The 25,770-nt window shown below is 65.7% G+C and carries 29 protein-coding genes; 14 read left to right on the forward strand and 15 right to left on the reverse strand.

Annotated features, from left to right (window positions below):
* The first annotated feature begins 162 nt into the window (after positions 1-162).
* Both H7J73_RS13875 and H7J73_RS13880 read left to right on the forward strand, forming a co-directional pair.
* On the forward strand, positions 163-1,677 hold the full coding sequence (locus tag H7J73_RS13875) for a DEAD/DEAH box helicase (RefSeq protein ID WP_264068013.1): 1,515 nt from the start codon (positions 163-165) through the stop codon (positions 1,675-1,677).
* A 13-nt stretch (positions 1,678-1,690) separates the two neighbouring features.
* Complete coding sequence (locus H7J73_RS13880; RefSeq protein ID WP_264068014.1) at positions 1,691-2,926, forward strand: Rv3212 family protein; 1,236 nt, start codon at positions 1,691-1,693, stop codon at positions 2,924-2,926.
* Positions 2,927-2,931: 5 nt separating this feature from the next.
* Here the strand turns inward: H7J73_RS13880 and H7J73_RS13885 are convergent, their stop codons facing one another.
* Positions 2,932-3,738, reverse strand: a complete 807-nt coding sequence (locus tag H7J73_RS13885) for a ParA family protein (RefSeq protein ID WP_276031262.1) — start codon at positions 3,736-3,738, stop codon at positions 2,932-2,934.
* Positions 3,739-3,804: 66 nt separating this feature from the next.
* On the opposite strand from H7J73_RS13885, the gene H7J73_RS13890 reads away from it, so the two are divergent.
* From H7J73_RS13890 to H7J73_RS13900, 3 genes are read left to right on the forward strand one after another with little or no spacing between them, the layout of a single operon-like run.
* Positions 3,805-4,419, forward strand: coding sequence for an acid phosphatase (locus tag H7J73_RS13890; protein ID WP_264068017.1), 615 nt, complete (start codon positions 3,805-3,807; stop codon positions 4,417-4,419).
* Positions 4,401-5,513, forward strand: coding sequence for an isochorismate synthase (locus H7J73_RS13895; protein WP_435405492.1), 1,113 nt, complete (start codon positions 4,401-4,403; stop codon positions 5,511-5,513). Before H7J73_RS13890 ends, H7J73_RS13895 begins: the two co-directional genes overlap by 19 nt.
* Positions 5,514-5,521: 8 nt before the next feature.
* Entirely contained in the window at positions 5,522-6,007 is a 486-nt protein-coding gene (locus H7J73_RS13900) for a GNAT family N-acetyltransferase (RefSeq protein ID WP_264068512.1), read from the forward strand.
* Here H7J73_RS13900 and H7J73_RS13905 read toward each other — a convergent pair.
* The 3 genes from H7J73_RS13905 to aroQ form a co-directional block, all read right to left on the reverse strand.
* Positions 6,004-6,633 (reverse strand): flavin reductase family protein, encoded by a 630-nt coding sequence (locus H7J73_RS13905; RefSeq protein WP_264068018.1) that lies wholly within the window; start codon positions 6,631-6,633, stop codon positions 6,004-6,006. The genes H7J73_RS13900 and H7J73_RS13905 overlap by 4 nt on opposite strands.
* Before the next feature lie 230 nt (positions 6,634-6,863).
* The gene (locus tag H7J73_RS13910; RefSeq protein ID WP_264068019.1) at positions 6,864-7,259 is read right to left on the reverse strand and encodes a hypothetical protein; all 396 of its coding nucleotides are present in this window, start codon (positions 7,257-7,259) and stop codon (positions 6,864-6,866) included.
* Positions 7,256-7,699, reverse strand: coding sequence for a type II 3-dehydroquinate dehydratase (aroQ, locus tag H7J73_RS13915; RefSeq protein ID WP_264068020.1), 444 nt, complete (start codon positions 7,697-7,699; stop codon positions 7,256-7,258). The genes H7J73_RS13910 and aroQ overlap by 4 nt, the downstream gene beginning before the upstream one ends.
* A gap of 160 nt (positions 7,700-7,859) precedes the next feature.
* Between aroQ and H7J73_RS13920 the strand changes: the two genes are divergently transcribed.
* On the forward strand, positions 7,860-8,822 hold the full coding sequence (locus H7J73_RS13920) for a diacylglycerol/lipid kinase family protein (protein ID WP_264068022.1): 963 nt from the start codon (positions 7,860-7,862) through the stop codon (positions 8,820-8,822).
* Positions 8,823-9,073: 251 nt separating this feature from the next.
* Entirely contained in the window at positions 9,074-9,328 is a 255-nt protein-coding gene (whiB1, locus tag H7J73_RS13925) for a transcriptional regulator WhiB1 (protein ID WP_029373613.1), read from the forward strand.
* Positions 9,329-9,397: 69 nt separating this feature from the next.
* On the opposite strand, the gene H7J73_RS13930 is transcribed toward whiB1, so the two are convergent.
* Both H7J73_RS13930 and H7J73_RS13935 read right to left on the reverse strand, forming a co-directional pair.
* On the reverse strand, positions 9,398-10,900 hold the full coding sequence (locus tag H7J73_RS13930) for a two-component system sensor histidine kinase PdtaS (protein WP_264068023.1): 1,503 nt from the start codon (positions 10,898-10,900) through the stop codon (positions 9,398-9,400).
* Between the two features lie 7 nt (positions 10,901-10,907).
* A complete protein-coding gene (locus tag H7J73_RS13935) occupies positions 10,908-11,123 on the reverse strand; it encodes a biotin/lipoyl-binding carrier protein (protein WP_264068024.1) in 216 nt (71 codons plus the stop codon).
* Between the two features lie 181 nt (positions 11,124-11,304).
* Between H7J73_RS13935 and H7J73_RS33985 the strand changes: the two genes are divergently transcribed.
* Positions 11,305-11,379 (forward strand): 50S ribosomal protein bL37, encoded by a 75-nt coding sequence (locus H7J73_RS33985; protein WP_011728008.1) that lies wholly within the window; start codon positions 11,305-11,307, stop codon positions 11,377-11,379.
* An 8-nt stretch (positions 11,380-11,387) separates the two neighbouring features.
* Here the strand turns inward: H7J73_RS33985 and rsrA are convergent, their stop codons facing one another.
* Positions 11,388-11,681, reverse strand: coding sequence for a mycothiol system anti-sigma-R factor (gene rsrA, locus H7J73_RS13940; RefSeq protein ID WP_264068025.1), 294 nt, complete (start codon positions 11,679-11,681; stop codon positions 11,388-11,390).
* The gene (locus tag H7J73_RS13945; RefSeq protein WP_264068513.1) at positions 11,678-12,334 is read right to left on the reverse strand and encodes a sigma-70 family RNA polymerase sigma factor; all 657 of its coding nucleotides are present in this window, start codon (positions 12,332-12,334) and stop codon (positions 11,678-11,680) included. Before H7J73_RS13945 ends, rsrA begins: the two co-directional genes overlap by 4 nt.
* A gap of 249 nt (positions 12,335-12,583) precedes the next feature.
* Here H7J73_RS13945 and H7J73_RS13950 point away from each other — a divergent pair, with 249 nt between their 5' ends.
* A complete protein-coding gene (locus H7J73_RS13950) occupies positions 12,584-13,075 on the forward strand; it encodes an aminoacyl-tRNA deacylase (protein ID WP_264068026.1) in 492 nt (163 codons plus the stop codon).
* Positions 13,076-13,099: 24 nt separating this feature from the next.
* Complete coding sequence (locus tag H7J73_RS13955) at positions 13,100-13,954, forward strand: SDR family oxidoreductase (RefSeq protein ID WP_264068027.1); 855 nt, start codon at positions 13,100-13,102, stop codon at positions 13,952-13,954.
* A gap of 14 nt (positions 13,955-13,968) precedes the next feature.
* Here the strand turns inward: H7J73_RS13955 and H7J73_RS13960 are convergent, their stop codons facing one another.
* Both H7J73_RS13960 and H7J73_RS13965 read right to left on the reverse strand, forming a co-directional pair.
* Positions 13,969-15,474 (reverse strand): DUF7782 domain-containing protein, encoded by a 1,506-nt coding sequence (locus H7J73_RS13960; protein WP_264068028.1) that lies wholly within the window; start codon positions 15,472-15,474, stop codon positions 13,969-13,971.
* Complete coding sequence (locus tag H7J73_RS13965) at positions 15,471-16,271, reverse strand: SOS response-associated peptidase (protein WP_264068029.1); 801 nt, start codon at positions 16,269-16,271, stop codon at positions 15,471-15,473. The genes H7J73_RS13960 and H7J73_RS13965 overlap by 4 nt, the downstream gene beginning before the upstream one ends.
* Before the next feature lie 77 nt (positions 16,272-16,348).
* On the opposite strand from H7J73_RS13965, the gene aroA reads away from it, so the two are divergent.
* The 3 genes from aroA (at position 16,349) to H7J73_RS13980 (ending at position 19,569) form a co-directional block, all read left to right on the forward strand.
* The gene (gene aroA, locus H7J73_RS13970; protein WP_264068514.1) at positions 16,349-17,629 is read left to right on the forward strand and encodes a 3-phosphoshikimate 1-carboxyvinyltransferase; all 1,281 of its coding nucleotides are present in this window, start codon (positions 16,349-16,351) and stop codon (positions 17,627-17,629) included.
* The gene (gene rsgA, locus H7J73_RS13975; protein WP_264068030.1) at positions 17,626-18,621 is read left to right on the forward strand and encodes a ribosome small subunit-dependent GTPase A; all 996 of its coding nucleotides are present in this window, start codon (positions 17,626-17,628) and stop codon (positions 18,619-18,621) included. The genes aroA and rsgA overlap by 4 nt, the downstream gene beginning before the upstream one ends.
* Positions 18,622-18,720: 99 nt before the next feature.
* Complete coding sequence (locus tag H7J73_RS13980; RefSeq protein ID WP_264068032.1) at positions 18,721-19,569, forward strand: aldo/keto reductase; 849 nt, start codon at positions 18,721-18,723, stop codon at positions 19,567-19,569.
* A gap of 70 nt (positions 19,570-19,639) precedes the next feature.
* Here the strand turns inward: H7J73_RS13980 and H7J73_RS13985 are convergent, their stop codons facing one another.
* From H7J73_RS13985 to H7J73_RS14005, 5 genes are all read right to left on the reverse strand, one after another.
* A complete protein-coding gene (locus H7J73_RS13985; protein ID WP_264068033.1) occupies positions 19,640-20,929 on the reverse strand; it encodes a fatty acid desaturase family protein in 1,290 nt (429 codons plus the stop codon).
* A 68-nt stretch (positions 20,930-20,997) separates the two neighbouring features.
* Positions 20,998-22,134 (reverse strand): ferredoxin reductase, encoded by a 1,137-nt coding sequence (locus tag H7J73_RS13990; RefSeq protein WP_264068034.1) that lies wholly within the window; start codon positions 22,132-22,134, stop codon positions 20,998-21,000.
* A gap of 46 nt (positions 22,135-22,180) precedes the next feature.
* Positions 22,181-22,699, reverse strand: a complete 519-nt coding sequence (locus H7J73_RS13995) for a DUF6912 family protein (protein ID WP_264068515.1) — start codon at positions 22,697-22,699, stop codon at positions 22,181-22,183.
* Positions 22,700-22,717: 18 nt separating this feature from the next.
* A complete protein-coding gene (gene ppk2 / locus H7J73_RS14000) occupies positions 22,718-23,557 on the reverse strand; it encodes a polyphosphate kinase 2 (protein WP_264068035.1) in 840 nt (279 codons plus the stop codon).
* A gap of 23 nt (positions 23,558-23,580) precedes the next feature.
* Positions 23,581-24,993 (reverse strand): WS/DGAT/MGAT family O-acyltransferase, encoded by a 1,413-nt coding sequence (locus H7J73_RS14005; RefSeq protein ID WP_264068036.1) that lies wholly within the window; start codon positions 24,991-24,993, stop codon positions 23,581-23,583.
* A gap of 176 nt (positions 24,994-25,169) precedes the next feature.
* Between H7J73_RS14005 and H7J73_RS14010 the strand changes: the two genes are divergently transcribed.
* Positions 25,170-25,679 (forward strand): Rv3235 family protein, encoded by a 510-nt coding sequence (locus H7J73_RS14010; RefSeq protein ID WP_264068037.1) that lies wholly within the window; start codon positions 25,170-25,172, stop codon positions 25,677-25,679.
* The last annotated feature ends 91 nt before the right edge of the window (positions 25,680-25,770 follow it).

A 25,770-nucleotide genomic window follows, 5' to 3' on the forward strand; every position in this document is an offset into this window, starting at 1 on the left:
GGTTTACAGCTTGAGTCTCAGGCGAGGGCCCAACGAATCGGTGTCATCGCAGGGGCCTCACCCGGCGCCTGTGGGTCTCGTTCCTGTCAGAACTCGTGCGCGCGTGTGAGACGCGACGACTGAAATGACTCGGACCGAGACTGAAAGGCATGACCTAGCCGCATGACCGTACTCAAACACAGCTTTGCCACCCTTGGTGTTCGCGAGGAGATTGTCCGCGCACTGGCCGAAGACGGTAAAGAACACCCGTTTGCCATCCAGGAACTGACGATGCCGCTGGCGCTGGCCGGCGATGACCTGATCGGCCAGGCCCGCACCGGAATGGGCAAGACGCTGGCGTTCGGGGTTCCCCTGCTCAACAGCATCACCACCGACACCGAACGGCCGCTGACCGGCGCGCCACGTGCCCTGATCGTGGTCCCGACCCGTGAACTGTGCCTGCAGGTGCACGGCGATCTCTCCGGCGCAGCGAAATATCTGCGGGTCGGAGACCGCGCACTGTCCGTGGTGCCGATCTACGGCGGCCGCCCCTACGAGGCGCAGATCGAGGCCCTGCAGAAGGGCGCCGACGTCGTCGTCGGCACCCCGGGCCGCCTACTCGACCTCGCCAATCAGGGGCACCTCCAGCTCGGCGGGCTCTCGGTGCTGGTGCTCGACGAGGCCGACGAGATGCTCGACCTGGGCTTCCTGCCCGATATCGAGCGCATCCTGCGGCTCACCCCGGACAGCCGCCAGGCGATGCTGTTCTCGGCGACGATGCCCGACCCGATCATCACGCTGGCCCGCACGTTCATGAATCAGCCCACGCACATCCGTGCCGAGGCTCCGCATTCCGCAGCCACGCACGACACCACCGAGCAGTTCGCCTACCGCGCGCATGCGATGGACAAGGTCGAGATGGTCAGCCGCATCCTGCAGGCCAACGGCCGGGGCGCGACGATGATCTTCACCCGCACCAAGCGGACCGCGCAGAAGGTGTCCGACGAACTCGCCGAACGCGGTTTCAAGGTCGGCGCCGTGCACGGCGACCTGGGCCAGGGCGCCCGCGAGAAGGCATTGAAATCGTTCCGGACCGGCGAGATCGACGTGCTGGTCGCCACAGACGTCGCAGCTCGCGGTATCGATATCGACGACATCACCCATGTCATCAACTACCAGTGCCCCGACGACGAGCAGGCCTACGTCCATCGCATCGGCCGGACCGGCCGCGCGGGCAAGACCGGTATCGCGGTCACGCTCGTCGACTGGGACGAGATGGCGAAGTGGACGGCCATCGACAAGGCCCTTGCGCTGGACTGCCCCGACCCGGCGGAGACGTACTCCAGCTCGCCGCACCTCTACGAAGAACTGAACATCCCAACCGAGGTGAAGGGCACCGTCGGCGGGCCGAAGAAGCAGGCACCGCGGCGCCCGGCGCGTGATGAGGCCGGCGCCGACTCGGCGACGGAAAAGCCGCGCACCCGCAACCGCCAACGTCAGCGCACCCGTGGTGCCGCCAAGGCTGGCACCGGACACGTCGAGACGACCACCGAGTCGACCGGGCCGGACAGCAGCGAAGCTCAAGACGGCCAGGCCGATAACGCCGGCGGCGAGGCAGGCCCCGCCGGTCGCCGTCGCCGCCGTCGTCCCCGCAAGCCCGCGGATGCCGCCCCCGGCGCGTCCGTGAACGCTGGCTAAATCGGCGCCATCCATGGTCGCGCCTGAGCGCCGGACCAGGGGCGATATCGTCGCTGCACTGGCCATTGCCATCGTCGTCGCCCTGGCGGCTGGGATCATCTGGTGGACCAGTGATGCCAGGGCGACCATCAGTCGACCGGCCGCGGACCGCAGTACCTCCGCAGTCGCCGCCACCGCAGTCCCTGCGACGCTCAAGCAGCTGTGGACCGCGGCCAGTCCGTACACCACCGCCCCGGTGGTCGCCGGCGGCGCGGTGGTCACCGGAAACGGCAACACCGTGGCCGGGCTCGACCCGACCACCGGCGCGACGCGCTGGACCTTCGCCCGCGACCGCGAACTGTGCGGGGTGTCCTACCTGTACTTCTATGCGGTCGCGGTCTATCCCGACGGCCGCGGCTGCGGCCAGGTCAGCACCATCGACGCGACCGACGGCACCCGTGGCCCCACCCGCTCCGGCTATGCCGACAAACACGTCGAGCTGTCCTCGGACGGAACGACTGTGCTCGCCGCCGGCTCGACCCGACTGGAGCTGTGGCGCTCGGACATGGTCCGGGTGCTGGGCTACGGCGAGGTCGACGCCCGCGTCCTGCCTGTGAGCACTGGCCTGGGTAAGGGCTGCACCCTGTTGTCGGCGGCAGCCAGCACGGCAGCGGTGTCGGTGATTCAGTCCTGCCCCGGAGAACAGAACGTGCGGCTGACGTTGCTCCTGCCTGCCGACCAGGACGACCAGCCCAAGCTCAAAGACATTCCGCAAGAAGGGATTACCGCTGCGTCCGGAGCCCGGGTGCTCGCGGTCTCCGACACCACGACGGCGGTATATCTACCGCTACCCTCCCCCCGGGTGTCGGTCGTCGACGACACCGGAACCGAACTGTCGAGCACGCCCGTTCCCGAGGCCCCGTCCGCGGCGGACGGCCGGCTCGGACCCGCGGGAGACGTGACGCGGGCGGGCGACTTCTTCACCTGGTGGACCGGCGATCGGGTGATGGTGTTCGACGCCGACCACCTGAGCTACCGCTACACCGTGGCAGCAGACGGTCCCGTCGTTCCACTGGGACCCGCGACGATGATGGCGAAGAAGCTACTGATCCCGGTCACCAACGGTCTGGGTGTCTACAACGCGGAAACCGGCGCCCGCGAACGCATCATCGCGGTGCAGCGCCCGCCGGCCGATACCGCGATCGTGCCCGCCGTGTCCGGCCCGATCGTGCTGGAGCAGCGCGGCCGCAACGTCGTGGCGCTGGGCTGAGAAGCTCAGATCTCCGGGGTGTAGGTCGCCAGTTGTTTGCCGGACTTCCAGTGCTTCAGCAGTCCCGCCGCCAACTCCTGGTAGGCGACCGCACCCTTGTTCTTGCGGCCGGCGATCACCGACGACCCCGACGCGCTGGCCTCCGCGAAGCGCACCGTGCGCGGGATGGGCGGCGAAAGCACCGGTAGGTCATAGCGGTCGGCCACGTCCAGCAGGACGTCGCGACTGTGGGTGGTGCGCGAGTCGTAGAGCGTCGGCAGCGCGCCGAGCAGTTTCAGGTCGGGGTTGGTGATCTGCTGGACGTCGGTGACGGTGCGCAGGAACTGCCCCACACCGCGGTGGGCCAGCGTTTCACACTGCAGCGGCACGATGACGTCATCGGCAGCAGTCAGTCCGTTGAGGGTGAGTACACCCAGTGATGGCGGGCAGTCGATGATGACGACGTCATAACCGTCCAATTTGGCCAGCGCCCGCTTCAGCGCGTACTCGCGTCCCGCGCGCATCAGCAGCATCGCCTCGGCACCGGCAAGATCGATGTTGGCCGGCAGCAGTGACATCCCCTCGGAGGTCTCCACCACCGCCGCGCCCGGTTCTACGTCACCGAGCAGAACCTCGTGCACCGATACCGGTAGTTTGTCGGGGTCCTGGCCGAGGGAGAACGTCAAACAGCCCTGCGGATCAAGATCGACCAGCAGTACCCGTCTGCCCTGCTCGACCATCGCCGCCCCCAGCGACGCCACTGTTGTGGTTTTGGCCACCCCACCCTTCTGGTTGGCCACCGCGAGTACATGTCTCCCCGTCACGGTTTCCATCCTGGCACGGTCATGGACCAACGGTAACGCGACGGAGCCTGCACGGGTCGGGCACAATCGGTGACCGTGAGCGTCGACAAGCATCGATTGTTGCTACTGCGGCACGGTGAAACCGAATGGTCCAAGTCGGGGCAACACACCGGCCGGACCGAACTGGACCTGACCGAAAACGGTCGAGAGCAGGCAAAGGTCACTGCTGAGGCGCTCGCGGAGCTCAAGCTCGACAATCCGTTGGTGTTCAGCAGCCCACGCAAACGCGCACTCATCACCGCCGAGATCGCGGGTCTGACCGTCGACGAAATCTCACCATTACTGGCGGAATGGGATTACGGCGATTACGAAGGCCTCACCACTCCACAGATTCGCGAGACCGTGCCGGATTGGATGATCTGGACATACGGCGCCAAGGGCGGCGAGACCGTCGAGCAGGTTTCTGAACGCGCCGACAAGGCTGTCGCGTTGGCGCTGGAGCACATGGCGGACCGCGACGTGGTGTTCGTCAGCCACGGGCATTTCTCCCGCTCGGTGATCACCCGGTGGATCGAGCAGCCGCTGAACGAAGGCATCCGTTTCTCGATGGCGGCGGCGTCGGTAGCCGTGTGCGGCTTCGAGCACGGGGTCCGGCAGCTGACCGCGCTGGGGCTCACCGGGTACTCGCACCCGTGCCTGCCGCCCACGTGACGCCCGAACCCACCTTTGTGCTGGCCGGTCCGACCGGCACGCTGATAGCCGAAGGCATCAGCACCCCGTACCCCTCGGTGTCGGAGGCTGCCGCCGCGCTGCGCGACGACGAGGTGCCGATCATCGTGGGCGCGTTGCCTTTTGATCTGGACGCACCCGCAGCGCTGCAGGCCCCGCAGTACGTGGATTTCAGCCACGGGCTACCGCACTGGCCGATGGAAGCGATGCCTAACGTTCGTCTGGATGCGACGCTGCCGGCACCGGAGGAGCACCGGGCCCGGGTGTCCAGGGCGGTGCAGCAGCTGCGCGCGCCGAACAGCGAACTGCACAAGGTGGTGCTGGCGCGCGCCCTACGGATGGTCGCCGACAGCCCGTGGGACGTCCGGACGATCCTGCAACGCCTGGTCGCTGCCGATCCGGCGGCAAACGCCTACCTGGTGGACCTCTCCCCCGCCGGTCCGGAGTTTGGCGGGGCTGCACTGGTCGGTGCCAGCCCGGAGCTGCTGGTCGCCCGGAACGCCGACCAGGTCACCTGCCAACCGTTCGCCGGATCCGCACCCCGCTCGGCCGACCCCGACACCGACCGCGCCAATGGGGCAGCCCTGGTTGAATCCGGCAAGAACCGCCACGAGCACCAGCTGGTGATCGACGCGATCCGCGCGGCCCTCGACCCGCTGTGTGTCGACCTGCAGATCGCGACCACCCCGCAACTACACGCCACCGATGCCCTCTGGCATCTGAGCACCCCGATCAGCGGACGCCTGCGCAGAACATCAACCACCGCAATCGATCTCGCACTAGCACTGCACCCGACGCCGGCAGTCGGCGGAGTGCCCGCCGACACCGCCGCTGCGCTGATCGCGGAACTGGAGGGCGACCGCGGATTCTATGCGGGCGCTGTCGGCTGGTGCGACGCCGGCGGCGACGGTCGCTTCGTGGTGGCCATCCGCTGCGCCCTGCTGTCGGCCGACCGCCGCACCGCACTGGCCCACTCCGGCGGTGGGATCGTCGCCGAGTCCGATCCCGACGACGAAGTCGACGAGACCACAACAAAACTGACCACCATCATGACCGGACTGGGGGCGAACACATGACCGAAACCATGCCTGAACGTATCCGAAGGGCGGTACCCGGCGACGAGGTCCACATCACCGCGATGATCCGCGAACTGGCCGAGTTCGAGCGCGCCATCGAAGAGTGCGTCGTCACCGAAGAGCAAATCCGCACAGCACTTTTCAGCGAGAAGCCGGTAGCCTATGCCCATATCGTAGAGGTGGACGGCGCAGTCGCGGCCATGGCGGTGTGGTTCCTGAACTTCTCCACCTGGGACGGGGTGGCAGGCATCTACCTGGAAGATCTCTACGTCCGCCCGGCATTCAGGCGCCGCGGTCTGGCGCGCACGCTGCTCGAGGCGCTGGCCCGAGAGTGCGTGGAGCACAACTACACCCGACTCTCGTGGGCGGTGCTGAACTGGAACGTCAACGCCATCGCGCTGTACGACGAGGTCGGCGGTAAACCGCAGACCGAATGGACCACCTACCGGGTGTCGGGCTCGGAGCTGAACTCGTTGGCCTCGTCCGGCGGTTAGCGGTCGTCCGGCCGGATCATGGTGAACATCGCTTCCGGCGACACCTCGGCATAATTGCCAAGACCACCGGCGCGCAGAATCGGGGATGGGGCCGAGGTGTCATAGACCCCGTCCACCAACAGCTCTCGGTCGATATGCACAGCCACCACCTGTCCGAGCACCAGCCAGGTGTCGATATTCTTGTGCTCCATATCGGTGAGCTGAATCAGCTGCGTGAGTCGGCACTCGAAATTGACCGGGCTCTCCAAGACTCGCGGTGCCGAAATGAGCGCAGCGGGAACGGCGGTGACGCCACCGCGGACGAACTCGTCTTCGGACGCGGGAATGGATGCCGATGTCTCGTTCATCGCGTCGGCCAAGAGCCGGGTCGCCAGGTTCCAGACGAAGTTTCCCGTCGCCTCGATGTTGGCAACCGAGTCCTTCCACCCGACCGACGCGAAGCCGACCAGCGGCGGACGGTAGTTGAAGCCGTTGAAGAAGCTGTACGGCGCCAGATTCCTGACGCCGTCCGCGCCGAGGGTCGAGATCCAGCCGATGGGGCGCGGCCCGACGATCGCGTTGAACGGATCGTGCGGAAGTCCGGTGCCATCCGCGGTCCGATAGAAATGTGCATCGTCACGTGCCATATGTGCTCCTAGTGTTATTCGGCCAAGAATGCTGAGCGCCACCTCCTTCCAGCGCACCGGACTTCAGGTCGCAATTCTCGATCGCGACGTGAACTTCCATGTGCAACAGTGAATCCGACGGAGGTATCTGCCAGAACCCCGCTGACAAGACCTTCGACTACCGGCTACCGGGAAATGGCGATTGAGGCTGAATCGCCGTGAGATCTTCCCCGCCGACCGCCGCTGCGGCCCTAACTCGGCGGCTCACCGGCGTCCCGGGTCGACGACGCCCATTGCACGGCAGCCGGGCTGAACAACAAGCCCAGCGCCAACACCGCTGCCACGGCGATCAGCACCGCGTAGACCAGCTGATGGGAGCCGTACACGTAGTAGGCCACGCCCAGCAACAGCAGGTTGGCGAACACCGCGATGCCGCGACCCCAGCGACGGCCGGTGACCAGCGCCCAACCGGCAGCCAGCACACCGCCGCCGACGATCACGAACCAGGCCGCCGTGCCGTAGCCGTTGACGACGTGCTGATCGGCGCCACCGAGCGCACGCACCACGAGCACGACAGCGGCCACCACCGCGAGTACCCCCTGCGCTGCCACCAGATAGCCGGCATACCGGACGGGAGTTGGTGTCACGGGGTGAGCCTGCCCGCCAGGTAGCGCACCGCCATCTCGTAACCCAGCGGGCCCGCTCCCGCGATCACCATCTCCGCGACGGCCGACACATACGAGTGATGCCGGAACGGCTCCCGCCGATGGATATTGCTCAAATGCACTTCGGCAACCGGCAATTCGACCGCGATCAGCGCATCGGCAATGGCAACCGAGGTATGGCTATAAGCACCGGGGTTGATGATGATCCCCGCGCAGTCGGCCCGGGCGGCGTGGATCTGGTCGATCAGCACACCCTCGTGGTTGCTCTGCACTGCGCGCACGGCCAACCCGAACTCGGCGGCCAGCACGGCGACCCGTTCGTCGATCTGCGCCAGCGTGGTGGCCCCGTAGATCTCAGGTTGCCGAGTGCCGAGCAGGTTCAGGTTCGGTCCGTTGACCAGGAGCAGGCGTCGTTCGGTCACCTCCGTACGGTACCGACGCCGCCGTGCTGCGCTGCCAGGCGCACCGGCGAACTCGAAGAACACCGCGCCGACGGTGCACTCGCCGAGCGCCCGGATATCGCTCTGAGCTGACTCTCGATGCAACGCAGTCTCCGCAGACGTCCCGATAGGCTGAGTCCTCGTGCGCGCCGTGCTGATCGTCAACCCCAACGCCACCTCGACCACCTCGGCAGGCCGGGATCTGCTGGCCCACGCCCTGGAGAGCCGGGTGAGCCTGACCGTCGAGCACACCAACCACCGCGGTCACGCCATCGAAATCGGCGAACAGGCCGTCAAGGACGGTGTGGACGTAATCATCGTGCACGGTGGCGACGGGACCGTGAACGAGGTGGTCAACGGACTGCTGGGGCGACCCGGTCCCCTGCCGTTGGGGCACGTGCCCGCGGTCGCGGTCGTGCCCGGCGGGTCCGCCAACGTCTTCGCCCGCTCACTCGGTATCCCGTCGGACCCCATCCTGGCGACCAACCTGCTGATCGACTTGCTCAGCGACTATCGGCGCAACCGAACCTGGCGGCGGATCGCCCTGATGGACTGCGGCGAGCGCTGGGGCGTCTTCACCGCGGGCATGGGCGTCGACGGCGAGGTGGTCGCGGCAGTGGAAGCCCGCAGGCGTAAACACAAAGGCGTCACGGCCATGCGCTACATCTCGGCGGCAGTCCCGACGGTGCTGCGCAGCGCTCGCCGCGATCCGGTACTCACGCTGCAACTACCAGACCGCGAACCCGTTTCTGGTGTGCACTTCGTCTTCGTGTCCAACGCCAGTCCATGGACGTATGCGAACACCCGGCCGGTGTGGACAAACCCGGACTGCACCTTCGAAACCGGCCTCGGGGTGTTCGCGACCACCAGCATGAGTGTCTGGCGGAATCTGGGGCTCGTGCGGCAGATGTTGGCAAAGCGGCCCAAGTTGAACGCGAAGCATCTCATCCGCGACGACAATGTCGATTTCGTCCGCGTGACGGCCGACACGCCGGTCGCCAGCCAGATCGACGGCGATTACATCGGTATGCGAGAAGAAATGACCTTCAGGTCGGTCCCGCAGGCCCTGGCCGTGGTAGCACCACCCCATCGAGACCCTGCCTGACCTGCGGCGATTCAATTGCCAGAGGCAATTCAGGGCGCAGGTGGGTTTAGTGTAGTACAAACGAATGAGGGCTCGGGTAACGGACCTCGCTAGTGACGTTGCACACGTGTTAACTCCGCACTCTTGACATCTGTTCTGCCTGTGAAACGATCAGATGCAACAGTGCAGAAACATTTCGTACGCACGCGTTAACAGCCGAAGACACAAAACCAGGTGCGCATGACTGCGCCCACAGTTAAGGAGTAATAGCCATGGATTGGCGCCACAAGGCGGTCTGTCGCGACGAGGATCCGGAACTGTTCTTCCCGGTGGGAAACAGTGGCCCGGCTCTCGCGCAGATTGCTGACGCGAAGCTTGTCTGTAACCGTTGCCCGGTCACCACTGAGTGCCTGAGCTGGGCTTTGGAGTCAGGCCAGGACGCCGGCGTCTGGGGCGGCATGAGCGAAGACGAGCGGCGCGCACTCAAGCGTCGCAACGCCCGGACGAAGGCACGTACCTCGGTATAAACCCGAGAACAAATTCATAGTCACGGCCCCGACAATTGTCGGGGCCGTTACTTTGCCCACATTTCCCTGTTATTGTGCGGCAAGTCGTGTACGGCGACCAATTGGTACTCGCAGCACGACATCGGTGCCTCCGGTGGCAAGGTCGTGCATTCCCAATGAGCCGTCCAGTTCCGCGGACACCAAGGTACGCACGATCTGCAATCCCAGCCGGTCCGACTTCTCCAGGCTGAACCCGTCGGGGAGGCCCTTGCCGTCGTCGTGGACGACGACGTCGAGCCAGCGTGCCGAGCGTTCGGCACGGATGATCACGCAGCCCTGTTTGGTCACCGGGTCGAAGGCGTGTTCGATGGCGTTCTGCACCAGTTCGGTGACCACCATGACCAGAGCGGTAGCCCGATCGGCGTCAAGCACACCGAGTGCGCCGACCCGGCTGATCTTGATGGGTGCATCCACCGACGCGACGTCGTTCATGATCGGCAGGATCCGGTCGATCACCTCGTCGAGGTTGACTTCCTCGTCCACCGACATCGACAGCGCGTCGTGCACCAACGCGATCGACGACACCCGGCGCACCGACTCGATCAAGGCTTCGCGCCCCTCGGCGTTGTTGGTCCGGCGGGCCTGCAGCCGCAGCAGTGCAGCGACCGTCTGCAGGTTGTTCTTCACCCGGTGGTGGATTTCGCGGATGGTGGCGTCCTTGGACAGCAGCGCGCGGTCCCGTCGCTTGACCTCGGTCACGTCGCGGATCAGCACCGCCGCACCGACCGCACTGCCGTGCACCACCAGAGGCAAGGTCCGCAGCAACACCGCGGCGCCGCCCGCGTCGACCTCCATACGCATGCTGGACCCGCCGGCCAGCGAGTCACGGACATGCGCGGCGAGCTCCTGCGCCTCGAACGGATCCGAGATCAGCGGCCGGGTGATGGCCACCAGATTGTGGCCTTCCAACTCCGAGGTCAGCCCCATCCGGTGATACGCCGAGAGAGCATTGGGGCTGGCGTAGGCGACCGTACCCGTGACATCGAGGCGGATGAATCCGTCACCGACGCGGGGGCTCGATCGCGACATGGCGAGATCACCGACATTGGGGAAGGTGCCCTCGGACAGCATGTGCACCAGGTCGCCGGCACAGTCGAGGTACGCGATCTCCAGTGGGCTTGACTTGCGCATTGCGGCAAGGGCGGTCTGGTGGGTCAGCACGGCGACCACATTGTTGTCGTGACGGACCGGGACGGCTTCAACGTTCAGCCCGGTCTTGCCGATCGCGAACTGCCTCCCGGCGTCGTCTTCGCGTCCGATCGCACCGGACTGGAACGCGGCCGCGACCAGCGGGAGGTCCTCAGCGATGGAGATCGTGCCGACGGCATCGGTCAGTAACACGGTGGGAGCGGTATTGGGCCGGCACTGGGCTACGCACACCAGAGCGCCGTCATCGCGGCGTACCCACATCAGGTAATCGGCGAAAGACAGGTCTGCCAGCAGTTGCCACTCGCCCACCACGGCGTGCAGGTGATCGACCGCGCTACCCGGAAGGATGGTGTGCTCGGCGAGCAGATCACCGAGCGTAGACATAGGCCGCCTAGCTGATCACGGCAATGAGATCGCCGGCCTGGATGACATCGCCGACTGACACGCTGACCTCGGTCACAGTGCCCGCTACCTCTGCCAGTACCGGAATCTCCATCTTCATCGACTCCAGCAGCACGACGGTGTCGCCTTCACCGATCTGATCGCCTTCGTGCACCACCACTTCAAGCACGCTGGCCACGATCTCAGCACGAACATCCTCGGCCATCTTCACCTCATTCGTTCCGGGTCATTCCGGCGCTCCCGCGCAACATCCAGACTGCCGCTCTATCGAACCATAAGGGCGCGGGGATAGAGCACCATCTGCTGCGTGAGACACTAGTGGTAGTGCTCGCCACCGCCTGCCGGTGCGGCCAAAGCAATCGATTCACTCAACTTGGAGGTACCTCATGGCTAAGCGTGGACGTAAGAAGCGCGACCGTAAGCACAGCAAGGCCAACCACGGCAAGCGTCCCAACGCTTGAGCTGAGCTTTAACCCCTGATGATGGTGGTGCGGCTGATCTCCAGCCGTAACCGCTGTCGCAGGCCCTCAGGGGCCCGCTCGCCACTGCATTTGGTGGCAACCAACGTCTTGATCCGCTCCTCGACCCCGTAGTGCCGCAGGCACGTCGGGCATTCGTCGAGATGGTGCTGCAGCTTCTGCTTCGTCTCCGCAGTGCATTCACCGTCGAGCAGAGTCCACACCTCCGCAATCACTGCCGCACATTCGGGGTGATTGGGATCGACGGGACCTACCGGAGGCTTCCAGTTCTCTTCGATACTCACGACGACACCTCCTCAGGCTCGTCTAGTTGGTGGCCTCGGATGAAACCACGCTCCTTGGCCACATCTTCGAGTAATACGCGTAACTGGCGCCTGCCCCGGTGGAGCCGGGACATCACCGTCCCGATCGGTGTATCCATGATCTCGGCGATCTCCTTGTAGGGAAAACCCTCGACGTCGGCGTAGTACACCGCCATCCGGAACTCTTCTGGCAACGCCTGCAGCGCTGCTTTGATCTCCGTGTCCGGCAGTGACTCGAGAGCTTCCACCTCGGCCGAACGCAAGCCCGTAGAGGTGTGCTCGGCGTTGGACGCCAACTGCCAGTCGGTGATCTCGTCGGTCGGATACTCCGCCGGCTGCCGCTGCTTCTTGCGATAACTGTTGATGTAGGTGTTCGTCAAGATCCGGTAAAGCCACGCCTTGAGGTTGGTGCCCTCGCGGAATGACCGGAAACCGGCATAGGCCTTGACCATGGTTTCCTGAAGTAGATCCTCGGCATCTGCGGGGTTGCGCGTCATCCGCAGCGCACCGCCGTAGAGCTGATCCAATAATGGAATCGCGTCGCGCTCAAACCTCGCGGTGAGTTCGGCATCCGTTTCCGCTGGTGGAGGCGGCTCAGCCACGCTCACACCGTTAACGCTATCGATGTCGGCCATCTTGAAAGACACAGTCCCTTCCGTCCCGGTAGAACCGATGAACGCCGGCTGTGGCAACAACGTCGATGACGCCACTGCCACTGGACGCTCAAGGCATACCGTCGACACCAGACTCCCCTGTCTTCCAATCCTATGTGCAGTGACCGACAAGCCCGCGATTGCGGGGCCTGACTTGACTCCAACAACAGCGTTCACGACCCCGCTAATTCCCGACTGTCAACCGATTAACGCCCGGCTACCCTGTTCGTCGTGGCACGAGCGGCAACTCCGGCGATAGCGGCGCTGGTGGCCGCAAACATCCCGCATACCGTCCTGCAGTACGAACACGATCCCCGGAATCAGGCCTACGGCGCCGAAGCTGTCGCAGAACTCAGCGTCGTCGCCGGTGTGAGTCCCGAACAGATCTACAAAACACTGGTGCTGGCGATCCCCACCGGATTAGCGGTGGCCGTGCTGCCCGTCCCCGCCAAGCTCTCGCTGAAATCCGCCGCTGCCGCGCTGGGAGTGGGGAAAGCGGCGATGGCCGACCCGGCGGCGGCCCAACGAGCTACTGGCTACGTGCTGGGCGGCATTTCGCCGCTGGGCCAGCGCAAGGCGCTCCCGACAGTCGTCGATGAGTCGGCCCTGCTGTGGGATCGAGTGCTGTGCAGCGCCGGTAAACGCGGCCTGGAGATCGCTGTCGCACCCGGGGATCTGATCGAACTCGCCCACGCGGTGACCGCCGACATCGTCGCCGCCTAGTGTGACGCCGCCTAGTGTGACGACATGTCCCTCAACGGCAAAACCATGTTCATCTCAGGCGCCAGCCGTGGCATCGGCCTGGCCATCGCCAAGCGGGCGGCCCGCGACGGCGCCAACATCGCGCTGATCGCCAAGACCGCTGAGCCTCACCCCAAACTAGAGGGGACGATCTACACCGCGGCGAAGGAGATCGAGGAGGCCGGCGGGCAGGCGCTCCCGATCGTCGGCGACATCCGTGACGGTGAGTCCGTGGAATCTGCGGTGGCGCAAGCGGTGGCGCAGTTCGGCGGCATCGACATCTGCGTCAACAATGCGTCGGCGATCAACCTGGGTTCGATCACCGAGGTACCGCTCAAGCGGTTCGACCTGATGAACGGCATCAACGTGCGTGGCACGTACGCGGTCTCGGCCGCCTGCATCCCGCACATGTTGGGCCGGGAGAACCCGCACATCCTGACGCTGTCGCCGCCGATCTTGCTCGACCAGAAATGGCTCAAACCGACCGCCTACATGATGGCGAAATTCGGCATGACACTCTGCGGTCTCGGCATGGCCGAGGACCTGCGGGCCGACGGGATCGCGTCGAACACGCTGTGGCCGCGCACCATGGTCGCCACCGCCGCCGTGCAGAACCTGCTCGGCGGCGACGAGGCGATGGGCCGCGCCCGCAAGCCCGAGGTGTACTCCGACGCCGCCTACGTGATCGTGAACAAGCCGGCCCGCGAGTTCACCGGCAAATCTCTGCTGTGCGAAGACGTGCTGGTCGACTCCGGGGTGACCGACCTCTCGGTGTACGACTGCATCCCCGGCTCGGAGCTCGGCGTCGATCTGTGGGTGGAGACGCCGAATCCGCCGGGCTACGTCCAGGATCAGACCTAGCTCACGTGGGACAGCTAGCCCACTTGGTACAGAATGCCGCGGCTGATGGCCTCCCGCACCACCGGCATCGCGGCCTCGGCAAGGGCGCCGGCGTCGACTCCGTGCACCGCCGCCAACAATTCGACGAGGCCGCCCAGCGGTAATTCACCGCGGCAGCCCGCCAGCATCGCGGTGAACACCTCGTCGACGCCGAGTACCGCGCCCGGCCCGCCGGGCCTACGGACCACGGCGCCGACCTCCTGCCAGCCCTCGGCGCCTGGCAGGGAATGCTGCTCCAGGAAGACCGGGGCCGTGGACAGCCTGGCGGCCAGCAGGTCGTCGTCGGTGTGCTCAAGCAGATAGCGGCGGCGGGCAAAGAACGCGTCGACTTCCGGCCCGGTCAGTTCCTCCCCTGCGCCGGTGATCTCTTCGAGGACGTGTTCGGTCCGGCCGCCGGCGGCACGCAGGCAGATCATTCCCATCCCCACTCCGGCGATGCCTTCATCCTCGAACCAGTCGAGCCATTGCGCGCCCCGCTCGACCGCCTGTTCCGCCGTCTCACCGGCGTCGGCCAGCCAGAGCGAGACATAGGTCACCGGGTCGGCGAATTCACGCTGCACCACCCAGGCGTCCAGTCCGTTCCCGGCCAGCCAGCCACCGACCCGCTCACGCCAGTCCTGGCCGGGTCGGACCATCCAGTTGGCCATGATCTGAGCGGTTCCACCGGGTCTGAGATGATCGGGAATCTTCCCGATTATGTTCTGACACAACGCATCTCCAGCCATGCCGGAGTCCCGGTAGAGGAAGTCGCGCGAACCGGCGCCCACGACGAACGGCGGATTGGAGACGATCAGATCGAACCGCTCCCCCGCGACCGGCTCGAACAGGCTGCCCTCGCGAAGATCCCACACCATCCCGTTGAGCCGCGCGGTCACCGCGGCGAGCGCCAACGCGCGGGGGTTGGTGTCGGTGGCGACGACCTCGCCGGCGTGCGCGCTCAGATGCAGGGACTGGATACCGCTGCCGACGCCAAGGTCGAGAGCGCGCGCCACGGGCGTCCGGACGACCGCGCGCGCCAGCGACAACGCCGCCCCGCCGATACCGAGCACGTGGTCATGGCGGACCGGACCTTCACGACCAGAGCTGTCCCGGTCGGACACCACGAGGTAGTCACGGGCCCCGTCGCTGTGCGGCCTGATGTCGAGGAGCGCGCGGAGCTGCCCCTGCGGAGTCAGCTCCACAACGTCGTTCGCGACCAGCGCAGCGACGCCGGCCGAGGGGAACGCGGCTGCCACCCGTTCCGTCGTCTCATCCAGGCCGAGAAGAAATAGTCGCACCAGCGCCGCCCGGGGCACCATGGCGGCGGCAGCGTTACCGGTGGCACGGATCGCCGGCCACACCGCGCCCCTGCTCAGGGCAGCGTCAGCGTCCGCGCCGAGGAGATCCGCCACCCCGTCGACGGTGTACCCGGCGGCGCGCGCGTCGGCGCCGAGTGCGTCGACGACGTGACCATCGGCCAACGGGTGGCGCGCCCCGGTCACAGCAGCGTCCCCTGCTCGGGCTCCGGCTGCGCGGGCTCGATGAGTTCCGGCCCGTTGTTGCGGACACTGTTGACCAGCCTCGACACCTGCCGGACCTCGATTCGGTCCAGATCGCCGTGCCCGCGTAGTAGGCCTTCGTCGATCGGGGCATCGGGATCCAGCCACCGGTCCCAGTCGGCCATGCTGATGGTCAACGGCATCCGGTCGTGGATGTGGGCGAGCTGAGCGGCCGCCTCGGTGGTGATGATGGCGCAGCTGAGCAACGGTTGATCGATCGACGAAGCGTTGTCTCCATCTTTCGGTCGCCAGGTGGACCACAGCCCGGCCATGAACAGCGGCTCCCCGTCACCGCCGTACATGTAGAACGGCGTCTTTGTCGCCTTCTTGCCCGAAGCGAGTTCGCCGTTCGGCCGCCACTCGTACCAGCCGTCCATCGGCACCAGACAGCGCTTGGCCTTGGCGGAACTGCGGAACGCCGGTGACGTCACAACCGTCTCGGCACGGGCGTTGATCAGCAGCGGGCCCTTGCTCTCCGGGCCGCCGTCCGATCCGGTCTTGGCCCAGGGCGGGATCAGGCCCCAGCGCATCGACCGAAGCCGGCGGGTCGACTCGTCGTCGGGATCGGAGTGCCGCTTGACGACGGTGGTGATGGTGGTGGTCGGTGCCACGTTGTAGTTCGGGCCGTTGTAGTTCGGGTCCGAGGCGTCCTTCTGTTCCGCCGCGGCCGTCTCGTCGAGCGCCCTGATCTTTTCGGCAAGCAACGCCGGGTCGGTGGTGACCGCGAATCGTCCACACATAGCCGCCAATGGTTCCAGATCACCTCGGAGGAAGTCAGACAAGGCAGGATGGACCTGTGACTGACCTCAAGGCGTGGATGGCGCCCCGTACCCCGTCGCCCGTCCATGCCACCGTCGCCATCCCCGGCTCGAAGTCACTGACCAACCGCACGCTGGTGCTGGCTGCGCTGGCCGCCGCGCAGGGTCAGGGCACCTCGACGATCAGCGGCGCCCTGCGCAGCCGTGACACCGATCTGATGATCGGCGCCCTGCGCACACTGGGCCTCGATATCGACGCCGTCAATGCCACCGGCACCGACCTGACCGTCTCCGGCCGGCTGTCCCCCGCCGCCGGCGCCACGGTCGACTGCGGGCTCGCGGGCACGGTGCTGCGGTTCGTGCCGCCGGTGGCGGCGCTGAGCGAGGCCGTCGTCGAATTCGACGGTGACGAGCAGGCCAGAGGGCGGCCGATCGCCCCCCTGCTCGACGCGCTGCGCGTACTCGGCGTGGACGTCGATGGCGCGGCGATGCCGTTCCGGGTCACGGGTACCGGCGCGGTCCGCGGCGGCACCGTCGAGATCGACGCGTCGTCCTCATCACAGTTCGTCTCGGCGCTGCTGCTGGCCGGCGCAGCGTTCGACGACGGGCTGACCGTGCAGCACACCGGTACCTCGGTGCCGTCGGCTCCGCATATCGCGATGACGGTGTCGATGTTGCGCCAAGCCGGCATCGACGTCGACGATTCGACCGCCAACCGCTGGCACGTCGCACCAGGCCTGGTCGGCGCCCGCGCATGGGAAGTGGAACCGGATCTGTCCAACGCTGTGCCGTTCCTGGCCGCGGCGGTGGTCAGCGGTGGCACTGTGCGGGTCACCGGATGGCCGTCGCCCAGTCTGCAACCCGCAGAGACCATTCTCGGCATCCTGGGATTGCTGGATGCGACTGTCTCGCAAGCGGATCTGCATCTGGAAGTACAGGGGTCCGCGCTCTACGGCGGTTTCGACGTCGACCTGCACGACGTCGGCGAGCTGACCCCCGCGGTGGCGGTGCTGGCCGCTCTCGCAGCCCCCGGTGCTGTCTCGCGCCTGCGTGGTGTCGCGCATCTGCGCGGACACGAGACCGACCGGCTGGCCGCCCTGTGTAACGAGATCAACGGTCTCGGGGGCAACTGCCAAGAGACCGCCGACGGCCTCGTCATCACCTCTGAGCCGCTGCACCCGGGAACCTGGCACTCCTACGCTGATCACCGGATGGCGATGGCGGGCGCGATCATCGGGCTACGGGTCGACGGTGTCGAAATCGATGACATCGGCACCACCTCGAAGACCCTGCCCGAGTTCCCGCAGCTGTGGGCCGACATGTTGACGGGCCAGATTTGAGCGGTATCGACTATGACGAGTCCGATGTCCGGATCCGACCGGGCAAGGGGTCAAGGCCGCGGACCAAGACCCGGCCCCGACATGCCGACGCCCACGCCGCGATGGTGGTGACGGTCGACCGCGGACGCTGGGGCTGCGTGCTTGACGGAGACCCCCTACAGCCCGTAACAGCCATGCGGGCAAGGGAATTGGGCCGTACCCCGATCGTGGTCGGCGATGACGTCGATATCGTCGGCGACCTGTCGGGTCGCCCTGATGCGCTGGCCCGCATCGTCCGCCGCGGAGAACGCCGAACAGTGTTGCGCCGCACCGCAGATGACACCGATCCGAGCGAGCGGGTGGTGGTCGCCAATGCCGATCAGCTGCTGATCGTGGTGGCATTGGCCGACCCGCCACCACGAACCGGCTTTGTCGAACGCGCCTTGATCGCCGCGTATGCGGGCGGCCTTAAACCCATTCTGTGCCTGACGAAATCCGATCTGGCACCGGCGGAGCCGTTCGCCGCACAGTTCGCCGACCTCGACATCACCATCGCCACAGCTGGCCGCGAGGATCCGATCGAGGTGGTCGAGCCCCTGGTGGCCGGCCTGCTGACCGTGTTGCTCGGGCATTCCGGCGTCGGAAAGTCGACTTTGGTGAATCGCCTGGTCCCGGATGCAGCACGGGCCACCGGTACTGTCTCAGGCGTCGGCAAGGGCAAACACACCTCGAGCCAATCGGTCGCGTTGCCACTGCATGGCGGCGGCTGGGTGATCGACACTCCCGGCGTGCGATCTTTCGGTTTGGCGCACATCGAAACCGACGATGTCCTGTTGGCGTTCTCCGATCTGGCCGAGGTGATCGCGGAATGCCCGCGCGGCTGCGGCCATATGGGGTCGCCGGCCGACCCGGAATGCGCGCTGGACACCTTGACCGGACCGGCCGCTGGCCGGGTCGCCGCCGCCCGCCGGCTATTGGGCGTGCTGAAGGAGGCGGAATCGACACATTCGTGACGCCTGCCGGAATCCCTGTCCGGCGGGGTTTGTTTGTTCTGTTGCCTGACAGGGCACGCCAACAAGTGCCGCAATAATCCAGAGTAAGGAAGTTCACCAGTGAGCAATGTGCCCGCGATCCAACTGAATGACGGGTCGCACATCCCGCAGCTTGGTTTCGGTGTGTACCAGGTCAAGCCGGACGAGACTGCCGGTGCTGTCAAGCAGGCGCTGGACATCGGTTACCGACACATCGATACCGCCGAGATGTACCAGAACGAGAAGGGGGTCGGGCAGGGTGTCCGGGACTCCGGCCTTGACCGCCGTGAGGTCTATGTCACCAGCAAGCTGAACAACGGCTTCCACAAACCCGATGACGCGCGCCGCGCATTCGACCAGACCCTCAAGGCGCTCGAATTCGACTACGTCGACCTGTTCCTCATCCACTGGCCGTTGCCCACACTGTATGACGGCGATTTCGTCTCGACATGGAAGACGTTGGAGGAGTTCAAGAAAGACGGCCGGGCGCGCAGCATCGGCGTCTCCAATTTCCAGACCGCGCACCTGGCTCGGCTCGCGGCCGAGTCCGACACCGTGCCGGCGGTGAATCAGATCGAAGTGCATCCGTACTTCACCAACGAAGAGGTGCGGGCCTACGGCGCTGAGCACAACATCCTGACCGAAGCGTGGTCACCGATCGCCCAGGGCGCGGTCCTCGACGACCCGGTGGTCGAGCGGATCGCCGCCGCGACCGGTAAGTCGCCTGCCCAGGTGGTGCTGCGATGGCACATCGAGCGCGGCGACATCGTGTTTCCGAAATCGGTTACACCGCAACGCATCAAGGAAAACTTCGCGATATTCGACTTCGAGCTCGGCGATGACGACATCGACGCGCTGTCGGCGCTCGACAAGGGCGAGGCAGGCCGCACCGGACCCAACCCGGACACGTTCGACTACGTGCCTTCCTGATACACCACTCGCACAACGACACAGCGGGCCTGCGCATCACGCGCAGGCCCGCTGTGGTTGTCGTGGTCGGTCAGGCAGCGAGCTTGCGGTCGCCCGCTGCTCCGCTTTTCTTTCCGGCGTTGTCGCGGCGCCACTTTCGCACCGTGGCAATGGCGGACTTGAGTCCGCGCCGGCGCCCTGTGGTGGGATCCGTCGTCGCGAAATCCGAGTCCAAATTGCTGAACATCCGCTCGCTGCGAGTCTCCGGTGCATCGTCGGCGGTGTCGCGCAGGTACTTGTCCGGCAACGACAGCTTGGCGATGGTGCGCCAGGACTTACCGTATTGCAGCAGGAACGAACCCGTCGTATAGGGCAGGTCGTACTTGTCGCAGATCTCCTTAACCCGGAACGACATCTCGTGATATCGGTTGCTGGGCAGATCCGGGAACAGGTGATGCTCGATCTGGTGGCACAGGTTGCCGCTCATGAACCGCAGCAGCCAGCCTCCCTCGAAGTTCGCGCTGCCGAGCATCTGCCGGAGGTACCACTGTCCCCTGGTCTCACCCACCATGTCGGTTTTGGTGAACTTCTCGGCACCATCGGGGAAATGGCCGCAGAAGATCACGGCATTGGCCCAGACGTTGCGAATCACGTTCGCGACAGCGTTGGCCTTCAGCGTCGAACCGAAGGTGGCCAACGGGGACAACGACGTCAGCGCCGGGTAGGCCACGTAGTCCTTGGCCAGCTGGCGGGCGGCCTTGATCCCGAACTCGCGCACTCGCACCATGGTGGCGGCACGATCGTCGCGACCCTTGGAGATCTTGCCCAGCTCCAGGTGCTGCAACCCGACGCCCCACTCGAAGCCGACGGCCAGCAGCGTGTTGAACAGGAGGTTCCCGTACAGATTGAACGGGCTCCACTTCTGGTCGCGCGTCACGCGGATGACGCCGTAGCCCACGTCGTCGTCCATCCCGAGGATGTTCGTGTACTTGTGATGCATGAAGTTGTGAGTGAACCGCCAGTGCTTGGAGGACCCACTCATGTCCCACTCCCAGCTTGAGGAGTGAATCTCTGGGTCGTTCATCCAGTCCCACTGGCCGTGCATGACGTTGTGGCCGATCTCCATGTTCTCGATGATCTTGGCCACGCCCAATGTCACGGTTCCCGCCCACCATGCCGAACGCTTGGAGCTGGCGGCCAGCATCAAGCGGCCCGCTACCTCCAGGGCGCGCTGGCTGGCGATGGTGCGGCGGATGTACTTCGCGTCCCGCTCTCCGCGGGAATCTTCGATGTCCTGGCGGATGGCATCGAGCTCAACGGCCAGGCTCTCGATATCAGCGTCAGTGAGGTGCGTAAACGCCGGAACGTCAGTTACTGCCATTGTTCTCCTCCTTGCCGGTACCTACGATAGCGTAACCTACGACGACGTAGGTTACTAGTGAGTAAATGTCACACGTCCAGCGTGCAGTCACCCGATGCGGTCGACACGCACGTCTGAACCCGGGTGCCCGGTTCGTGCTCGACCCCGGTGCGCAGATCGCGGACGTGGCCTTCGACCAGGCTCACGACACAGGACTGGCAGATACCCATCCGACAGCCGAACGGCATCTGCACGCCGACCTGTTCGCCGGCATCCATCAGCGGAGTTGCGCCGTCGGCGACGATCGTCTTCCCGCTGCGCGCGAACGTCACGGTGCCCCCCGCTCCATGGGGAGCGGCCCGTGTCACCGCGAACCGCTCCAGGTGCAGATTGCCTTCGATCCCGGCGGCCGCCCAGACCCGCTCGGCATCGTTGAGCATCGCTTCAGGACCGCAGGCCCAGGTCTGACGAGTGCGCCAGTCCGGCACCTCGTCATCGAGCCGGTTCAGGTCAAGTCGCCCCTGGCTGCGCGTGGTCCGAACCGTCAGGTGGTAGCCGCTGTGGGCGCGGGCCAGCTCCTGCAGTTCCGCACCGAACATGACTTCGTCAGCAGTGGGCGCCGAGTGGAGGTGCTGGATATCGGTGACCTGACCGCGGCGTTCGAGCGTGCGCAACATCGACATGACCGGGGTGATCCCCGAGCCTCCGGTGAGGAACAGCACCGAGGCAGGCGCCGGGTCGGGCAGGACGAAATTGCCCTGCGGCGCGGCCAGCCTGACGATGGTTCCCGGCGCGACGCCCCCGACCAGGTGGCTGGACAGGAAACCTTCCGGCATCGCCTTGATCGTGATCGTGATCGTGCGGGCACCGGTCACCGGACTCGACGTGAGCGAATACGACCGCCACCGCCAGCGGCCGTCCATCAGGACCCCGATGCCGACGTACTGGCCTGGTTCGTAGTCGAAGGTGAAACCCCAGCCGGGCTTGATCACCAGCGTGGCCGAATCTTCGGTCTCCCGGCGGACGTCGAGGATGCGGCCCCGGAGTTCACGCGCGGACCACAGCGGATTGGCCAATTGCAGGTAGTCGTCCGGCAGCAGCGGCGTGGTGATCCTCGCAGCGATCTTACGCAACGCGTGCCAACCCGGATGCTTGTCAGCACCGGCGACGGTGGCCGGAACCGTGTCGACAACCTTGGCGCTGATCTTGATGGTGTTCTTGGCCATGATAGAACCTACGGTACCGTAAGTTACGGTGTCGTATCTACCCTAATCAGAGAAATTCCAGCAGAAAAGGCAGTTCCTGCGTCGCATACCAGGCCATGTCATGGTCCTGGGCATCTCCGACGATCAGCTCCGCGTCCTCGTCCCCCAGATCAGCGGCGTCGATGACGTCGATCGCAGCCCGCACCGCCGGTTCGGCCGCGGCCGTATCGACGAAGGCGGCGACCACATCGTCGAACGCCACCGGGCCGCCGAGCCGGACGACGGCGTCGTCCAGGTCGGGGCGCAGCGTCGCCGATTCGACATCGGCGACCAGCACGGCGCGGCGAACGGGTAAAGCCCCGTCGGCGGGGGCCGGCTCATCGTCATCGAAGCTGAGGAGCCGAATCGACGCCAGGGCCGCTTCTCGCAATGCCACCTCGGCCAGTTCCTCGTCATCGCCGTCGGCGTAGGCCTCCCGCAGGGTCGGCGTCACCGCGAACGCGGTCCCACTGACCGGGAACATCGAACCGTCGGCGACGAACTGCTGCAACATTGCCAGCGTCGCCGGGAGGTAGACCCGCATCAGGCGAGACTAGCCGAGGGTTTACTCCCGATCGCCGATCAACGTGGCGACGTGATCATCGACATAGGTCGACAGCGACCGGGACGGGCGCACGTAGTTACCCGAGAGCACCGGCCGTTCCGGCAGCTCCACCTTCGGCAACTCGACATCGTGGTAGTCGATGGTGGACAGCAGGTGCGACATCATGTTCAGCCGGGCGTGCTTCTTGATATCGGATTCGACCACGTACCACGGACTCAGCGGGGTGTCGGTGTGGACCATCATCTGGTCCTTGGCCCGTGAATAGTCTTCCCAGCGGTAGACCGATTCCAGGTCCATCGGGCTGAGCTTCCACTGGCGGACCGGATCGTTCATCCGGGAGCGGAACCGACGCAGCTGCTCGTCGTCGGACACCGAGAACCAGTACTTGCGTAGCAGAATCCCGTCCTCCAGGAGCATCTGCTCGAACACCGGGGTCTGCCGCAGGAACAGCGTATGTTCTTGCGGGGTACAGAATCCCATGACCTGCTCTACCCCGGCACGGTTGTACCAGGACCGGTCGAACAGCACGATCTCACCCTTGGCGGGTAAGTGCGCGATATAGCGCTGGTAGTACCACTGTCCGCGTTCGCGGTCGGTCGGCGCGGGCAAGGCGGCGATCCGCGCGACGCGGGGGCTCAGATATTCGGTGATCCGTTTGATGGTACCGCCCTTACCCGCGGCATCACGGCCCTCGAAGACGACCGCGACCCTGGCACCCGAATGCCGCACCCATTCCTGAAGCTTCACGAATTCTGTTTGTAGACGGAACAATTCGGCTTCATAGACATCATTCGGGATTTTCTTCGGCTTGCCCTTCGCCGACTTCTTGTCCTTGCCCATCGGCGAATCGTACTCCGAACTGTTTACTGTGCAGCTTCCAACAGTTCATCCAGGGATTCGCGCAGCAGCGCCGGCAACACGTCGACGTCACTCATCGCATCCCGATCGGCATTGATCCCGAAATACAACATGCCGCAATAGGAGGTGACGCCGATGGCGAGCACCTGGTTGTGCAGCAGCGGCGGAACTGCATAGGTCTCCAGGAGTTTGGTGCCCGCGACATACATCTGCGATTGTGCGCCAGGCACATTGGTGATCAGCAGGTTGAAGACCCGGGCGGAGAAATCGGTGGCCACCCTGATCCCCATCGCGTGCAACGTCGGCGGCGCGAAACCCGACAGGGTCACGATGGTGCGGGCATCGACCAATGTGGCCGCGGTAGAATGGGATTCGGTGGCGTGCGCGATCTGTGACAGCCGCACCACCGCATTGCCTTCTCCCACCGGCAGATCGATCAAAAACGGCGCCACCTCACTGACGGCTTGACCGCGTCCGACCATCGTCTCCGACTCCGACGAGGTGTACACCGACATCGGCGCCATCGCGCGCACCGTCGAGGTCGGGGTGACCGGTTCACCGCGGGACAGCAACCAGTTACGCAGGGCACCGGCGATGACCGCCAGCACAACGTCGTTGACATCGCAGTCATAGCGGGCCCGCAGGTGCCGGTAATCCTCCAGGCGGCCGGTGGCAACAGTGAAACGCCGGTTGCGCGACACCGTGGTGTTCAACGGGCTGCTCGGCGCGGTGCCTCTGGCGAAGGTGCGCGCGACGTCGGCAACGCGGCGACCGGCTTCGACGAGCTGGCCGGAATTGGTGACGACGTCAGAGACCGCGGACTGCACGGCGCGCAGCTGCTGACGCGGACGGGACATCCAGTCCCCGACCGCGCCGATCAGCAACGACCCGGTGCCGGGTTCTCGCGCCGGTATCCAGATGTCCTCCCCGAAGGAGGGTGCACGCTGGGTCCGGTCGGCGATGACGTGCCCGATCTCCAGCGCCGACATTCCGTTGACCAACGCCTGGTGGGATTTGGTGTAGATCGCGACGCGATTCTTCGTCAGGCCCTCGACGAGGTACATCTCCCACAGTGGTCGCGACTTGTCTAACGGTCGCGATCCCAGCCGGGCGACCAGGTCGTGCAGTTGGGCGTCGCTGCCCGGCGAGGGCAGCGCCGAACGCCGGATGTGATAGGTGATATCGAACTCGCGGTCATCGATCCACACCGGCCGCGACAGGCCGAGCGTGACCTCCCGCACCTTCTGCCGGTACCGCGGGATCTGCGCCAGACGTTGTTCCACGGTGGCCAGCAGCGCGTCGTAACTGAGGCCGTTGCGGGGCCTGCGCAGAATCGACAATGAGCCGACATACATCGGTGTCGCGGTGTTCTCCAGCTGATAGAACGACGCGTCGGACGACGACAACCGGGTGACCATCGCGGCGTCGTCCCCCTCCCCTGTACGGAAGCTGCGTCAGTCACGGTAACCGGAGCACCTGTGAGCGCGCATCGTGGGTGGAGACGCAGAATTCCGGGATGTGCCATGATCAGGGCCTTCGGCTGCCAATCTCCAGCAGACCCGTCCGTTGAGTCGCGTCCATTGGAGGGCATCAGATGAGCGTTTTCACGTCACATTCCCGCGGGGCCATCGTCAGGCCCGTGGTCGACTACGAACCACCGGTCGTGGGCACCGGGCCGTGCGCCCCGGCACTCGCCGCCTCTTTACACCGCCCCACGAACCGGGCCCGGCACCTGGGCCAGCGCACGCCGGACGTCGCGCCGCCGTCCGACCGGTTCCGGCATGCGGCGGCTTTCGCCGATGCGGCGTTACGGAGCGTCCTCGAAGTGATCGACAGGCGCAGACCAGTGGCGCAGCTGCGCCCGCTGCTGGCCTGCGGGCTCGCCGAGACTGTCGGGACGTTCAGCCGAGCCGCGCAGGTACGCCAGGCCGCGGCCCTGCTGCGCCGGGTGCGGCTGCAGGCCGCCGACAATGAGGAATGCGCATTCGAAGTGTCCGCGTCTTACTCTCGCGGGCCACGTACGCACGCGATCGCCTGCCGTGTCGAACGGGTCACCGCGCCGCGGGGTGAGCGCTGGCAGGTTGTCGCCCTGCACATGGGTTAGTGCTTATGAGGTCCGCACCACCGTCGGTGCTCTCAGGTCAGACGGCGAGGCGTCCTCGGTTTCGGTGCGGACACCCTTGTGCAAGTGACCA

The organism is Mycolicibacterium komossense, from assembly GCF_025822605.1.
Lineage (GTDB): Bacteria > Actinomycetota > Actinomycetes > Mycobacteriales > Mycobacteriaceae > Mycobacterium > Mycobacterium komossense.

What these genes read in the sequence shown, in the direction of transcription:
- H7J73_RS13900 (WP_264068512.1), top strand. Translation starts at nt 5,522, where the DNA reads ATGCCTGAACGTATCCGAAGGGCGGTACCCGGCGACGAGGTCCACATC.
- aroA (WP_264068514.1), top strand. Translation starts at nt 16,349, where the DNA reads ATGGCGCCCCGTACCCCGTCGCCCGTCCATGCCACCGTCGCCATCCCC.
- H7J73_RS13885 (WP_276031262.1), bottom strand. Translation starts at nt 3,738, where the DNA reads ATGGAAACCGTGACGGGGAGACATGTACTCGCGGTGGCCAACCAGAAG.
- H7J73_RS14005 (WP_264068036.1), bottom strand. Translation starts at nt 24,993, where the DNA reads ATGGTCACCCGGTTGTCGTCGTCCGACGCGTCGTTCTATCAGCTGGAG.
- H7J73_RS13945 (WP_264068513.1), bottom strand. Translation starts at nt 12,334, where the DNA reads ATGGCCGACATCGATAGCGTTAACGGTGTGAGCGTGGCTGAGCCGCCT.
- H7J73_RS13930 (WP_264068023.1), bottom strand. Translation starts at nt 10,900, where the DNA reads ATGTCTACGCTCGGTGATCTGCTCGCCGAGCACACCATCCTTCCGGGT.
- whiB1 (WP_029373613.1), top strand. Translation starts at nt 9,074, where the DNA reads ATGGATTGGCGCCACAAGGCGGTCTGTCGCGACGAGGATCCGGAACTG.
- H7J73_RS13990 (WP_264068034.1), bottom strand. Translation starts at nt 22,134, where the DNA reads ATGGCCAAGAACACCATCAAGATCAGCGCCAAGGTTGTCGACACGGTT.
- H7J73_RS13875 (WP_264068013.1), top strand. Translation starts at nt 163, where the DNA reads ATGACCGTACTCAAACACAGCTTTGCCACCCTTGGTGTTCGCGAGGAG.
- ppk2 (WP_264068035.1), bottom strand. Translation starts at nt 23,557, where the DNA reads ATGGGCAAGGACAAGAAGTCGGCGAAGGGCAAGCCGAAGAAAATCCCG.
- H7J73_RS13880 (WP_264068014.1), top strand. Translation starts at nt 1,691, where the DNA reads ATGGTCGCGCCTGAGCGCCGGACCAGGGGCGATATCGTCGCTGCACTG.
- H7J73_RS13955 (WP_264068027.1), top strand. Translation starts at nt 13,100, where the DNA reads ATGTCCCTCAACGGCAAAACCATGTTCATCTCAGGCGCCAGCCGTGGC.
- H7J73_RS13935 (WP_264068024.1), bottom strand. Translation starts at nt 11,123, where the DNA reads ATGGCCGAGGATGTTCGTGCTGAGATCGTGGCCAGCGTGCTTGAAGTG.
- H7J73_RS13985 (WP_264068033.1), bottom strand. Translation starts at nt 20,929, where the DNA reads ATGGCAGTAACTGACGTTCCGGCGTTTACGCACCTCACTGACGCTGAT.
- H7J73_RS13905 (WP_264068018.1), bottom strand. Translation starts at nt 6,633, where the DNA reads ATGGCACGTGACGATGCACATTTCTATCGGACCGCGGATGGCACCGGA.
- H7J73_RS14010 (WP_264068037.1), top strand. Translation starts at nt 25,170, where the DNA reads ATGAGCGTTTTCACGTCACATTCCCGCGGGGCCATCGTCAGGCCCGTG.
- H7J73_RS13965 (WP_264068029.1), bottom strand. Translation starts at nt 16,271, where the DNA reads ATGTGTGGACGATTCGCGGTCACCACCGACCCGGCGTTGCTTGCCGAA.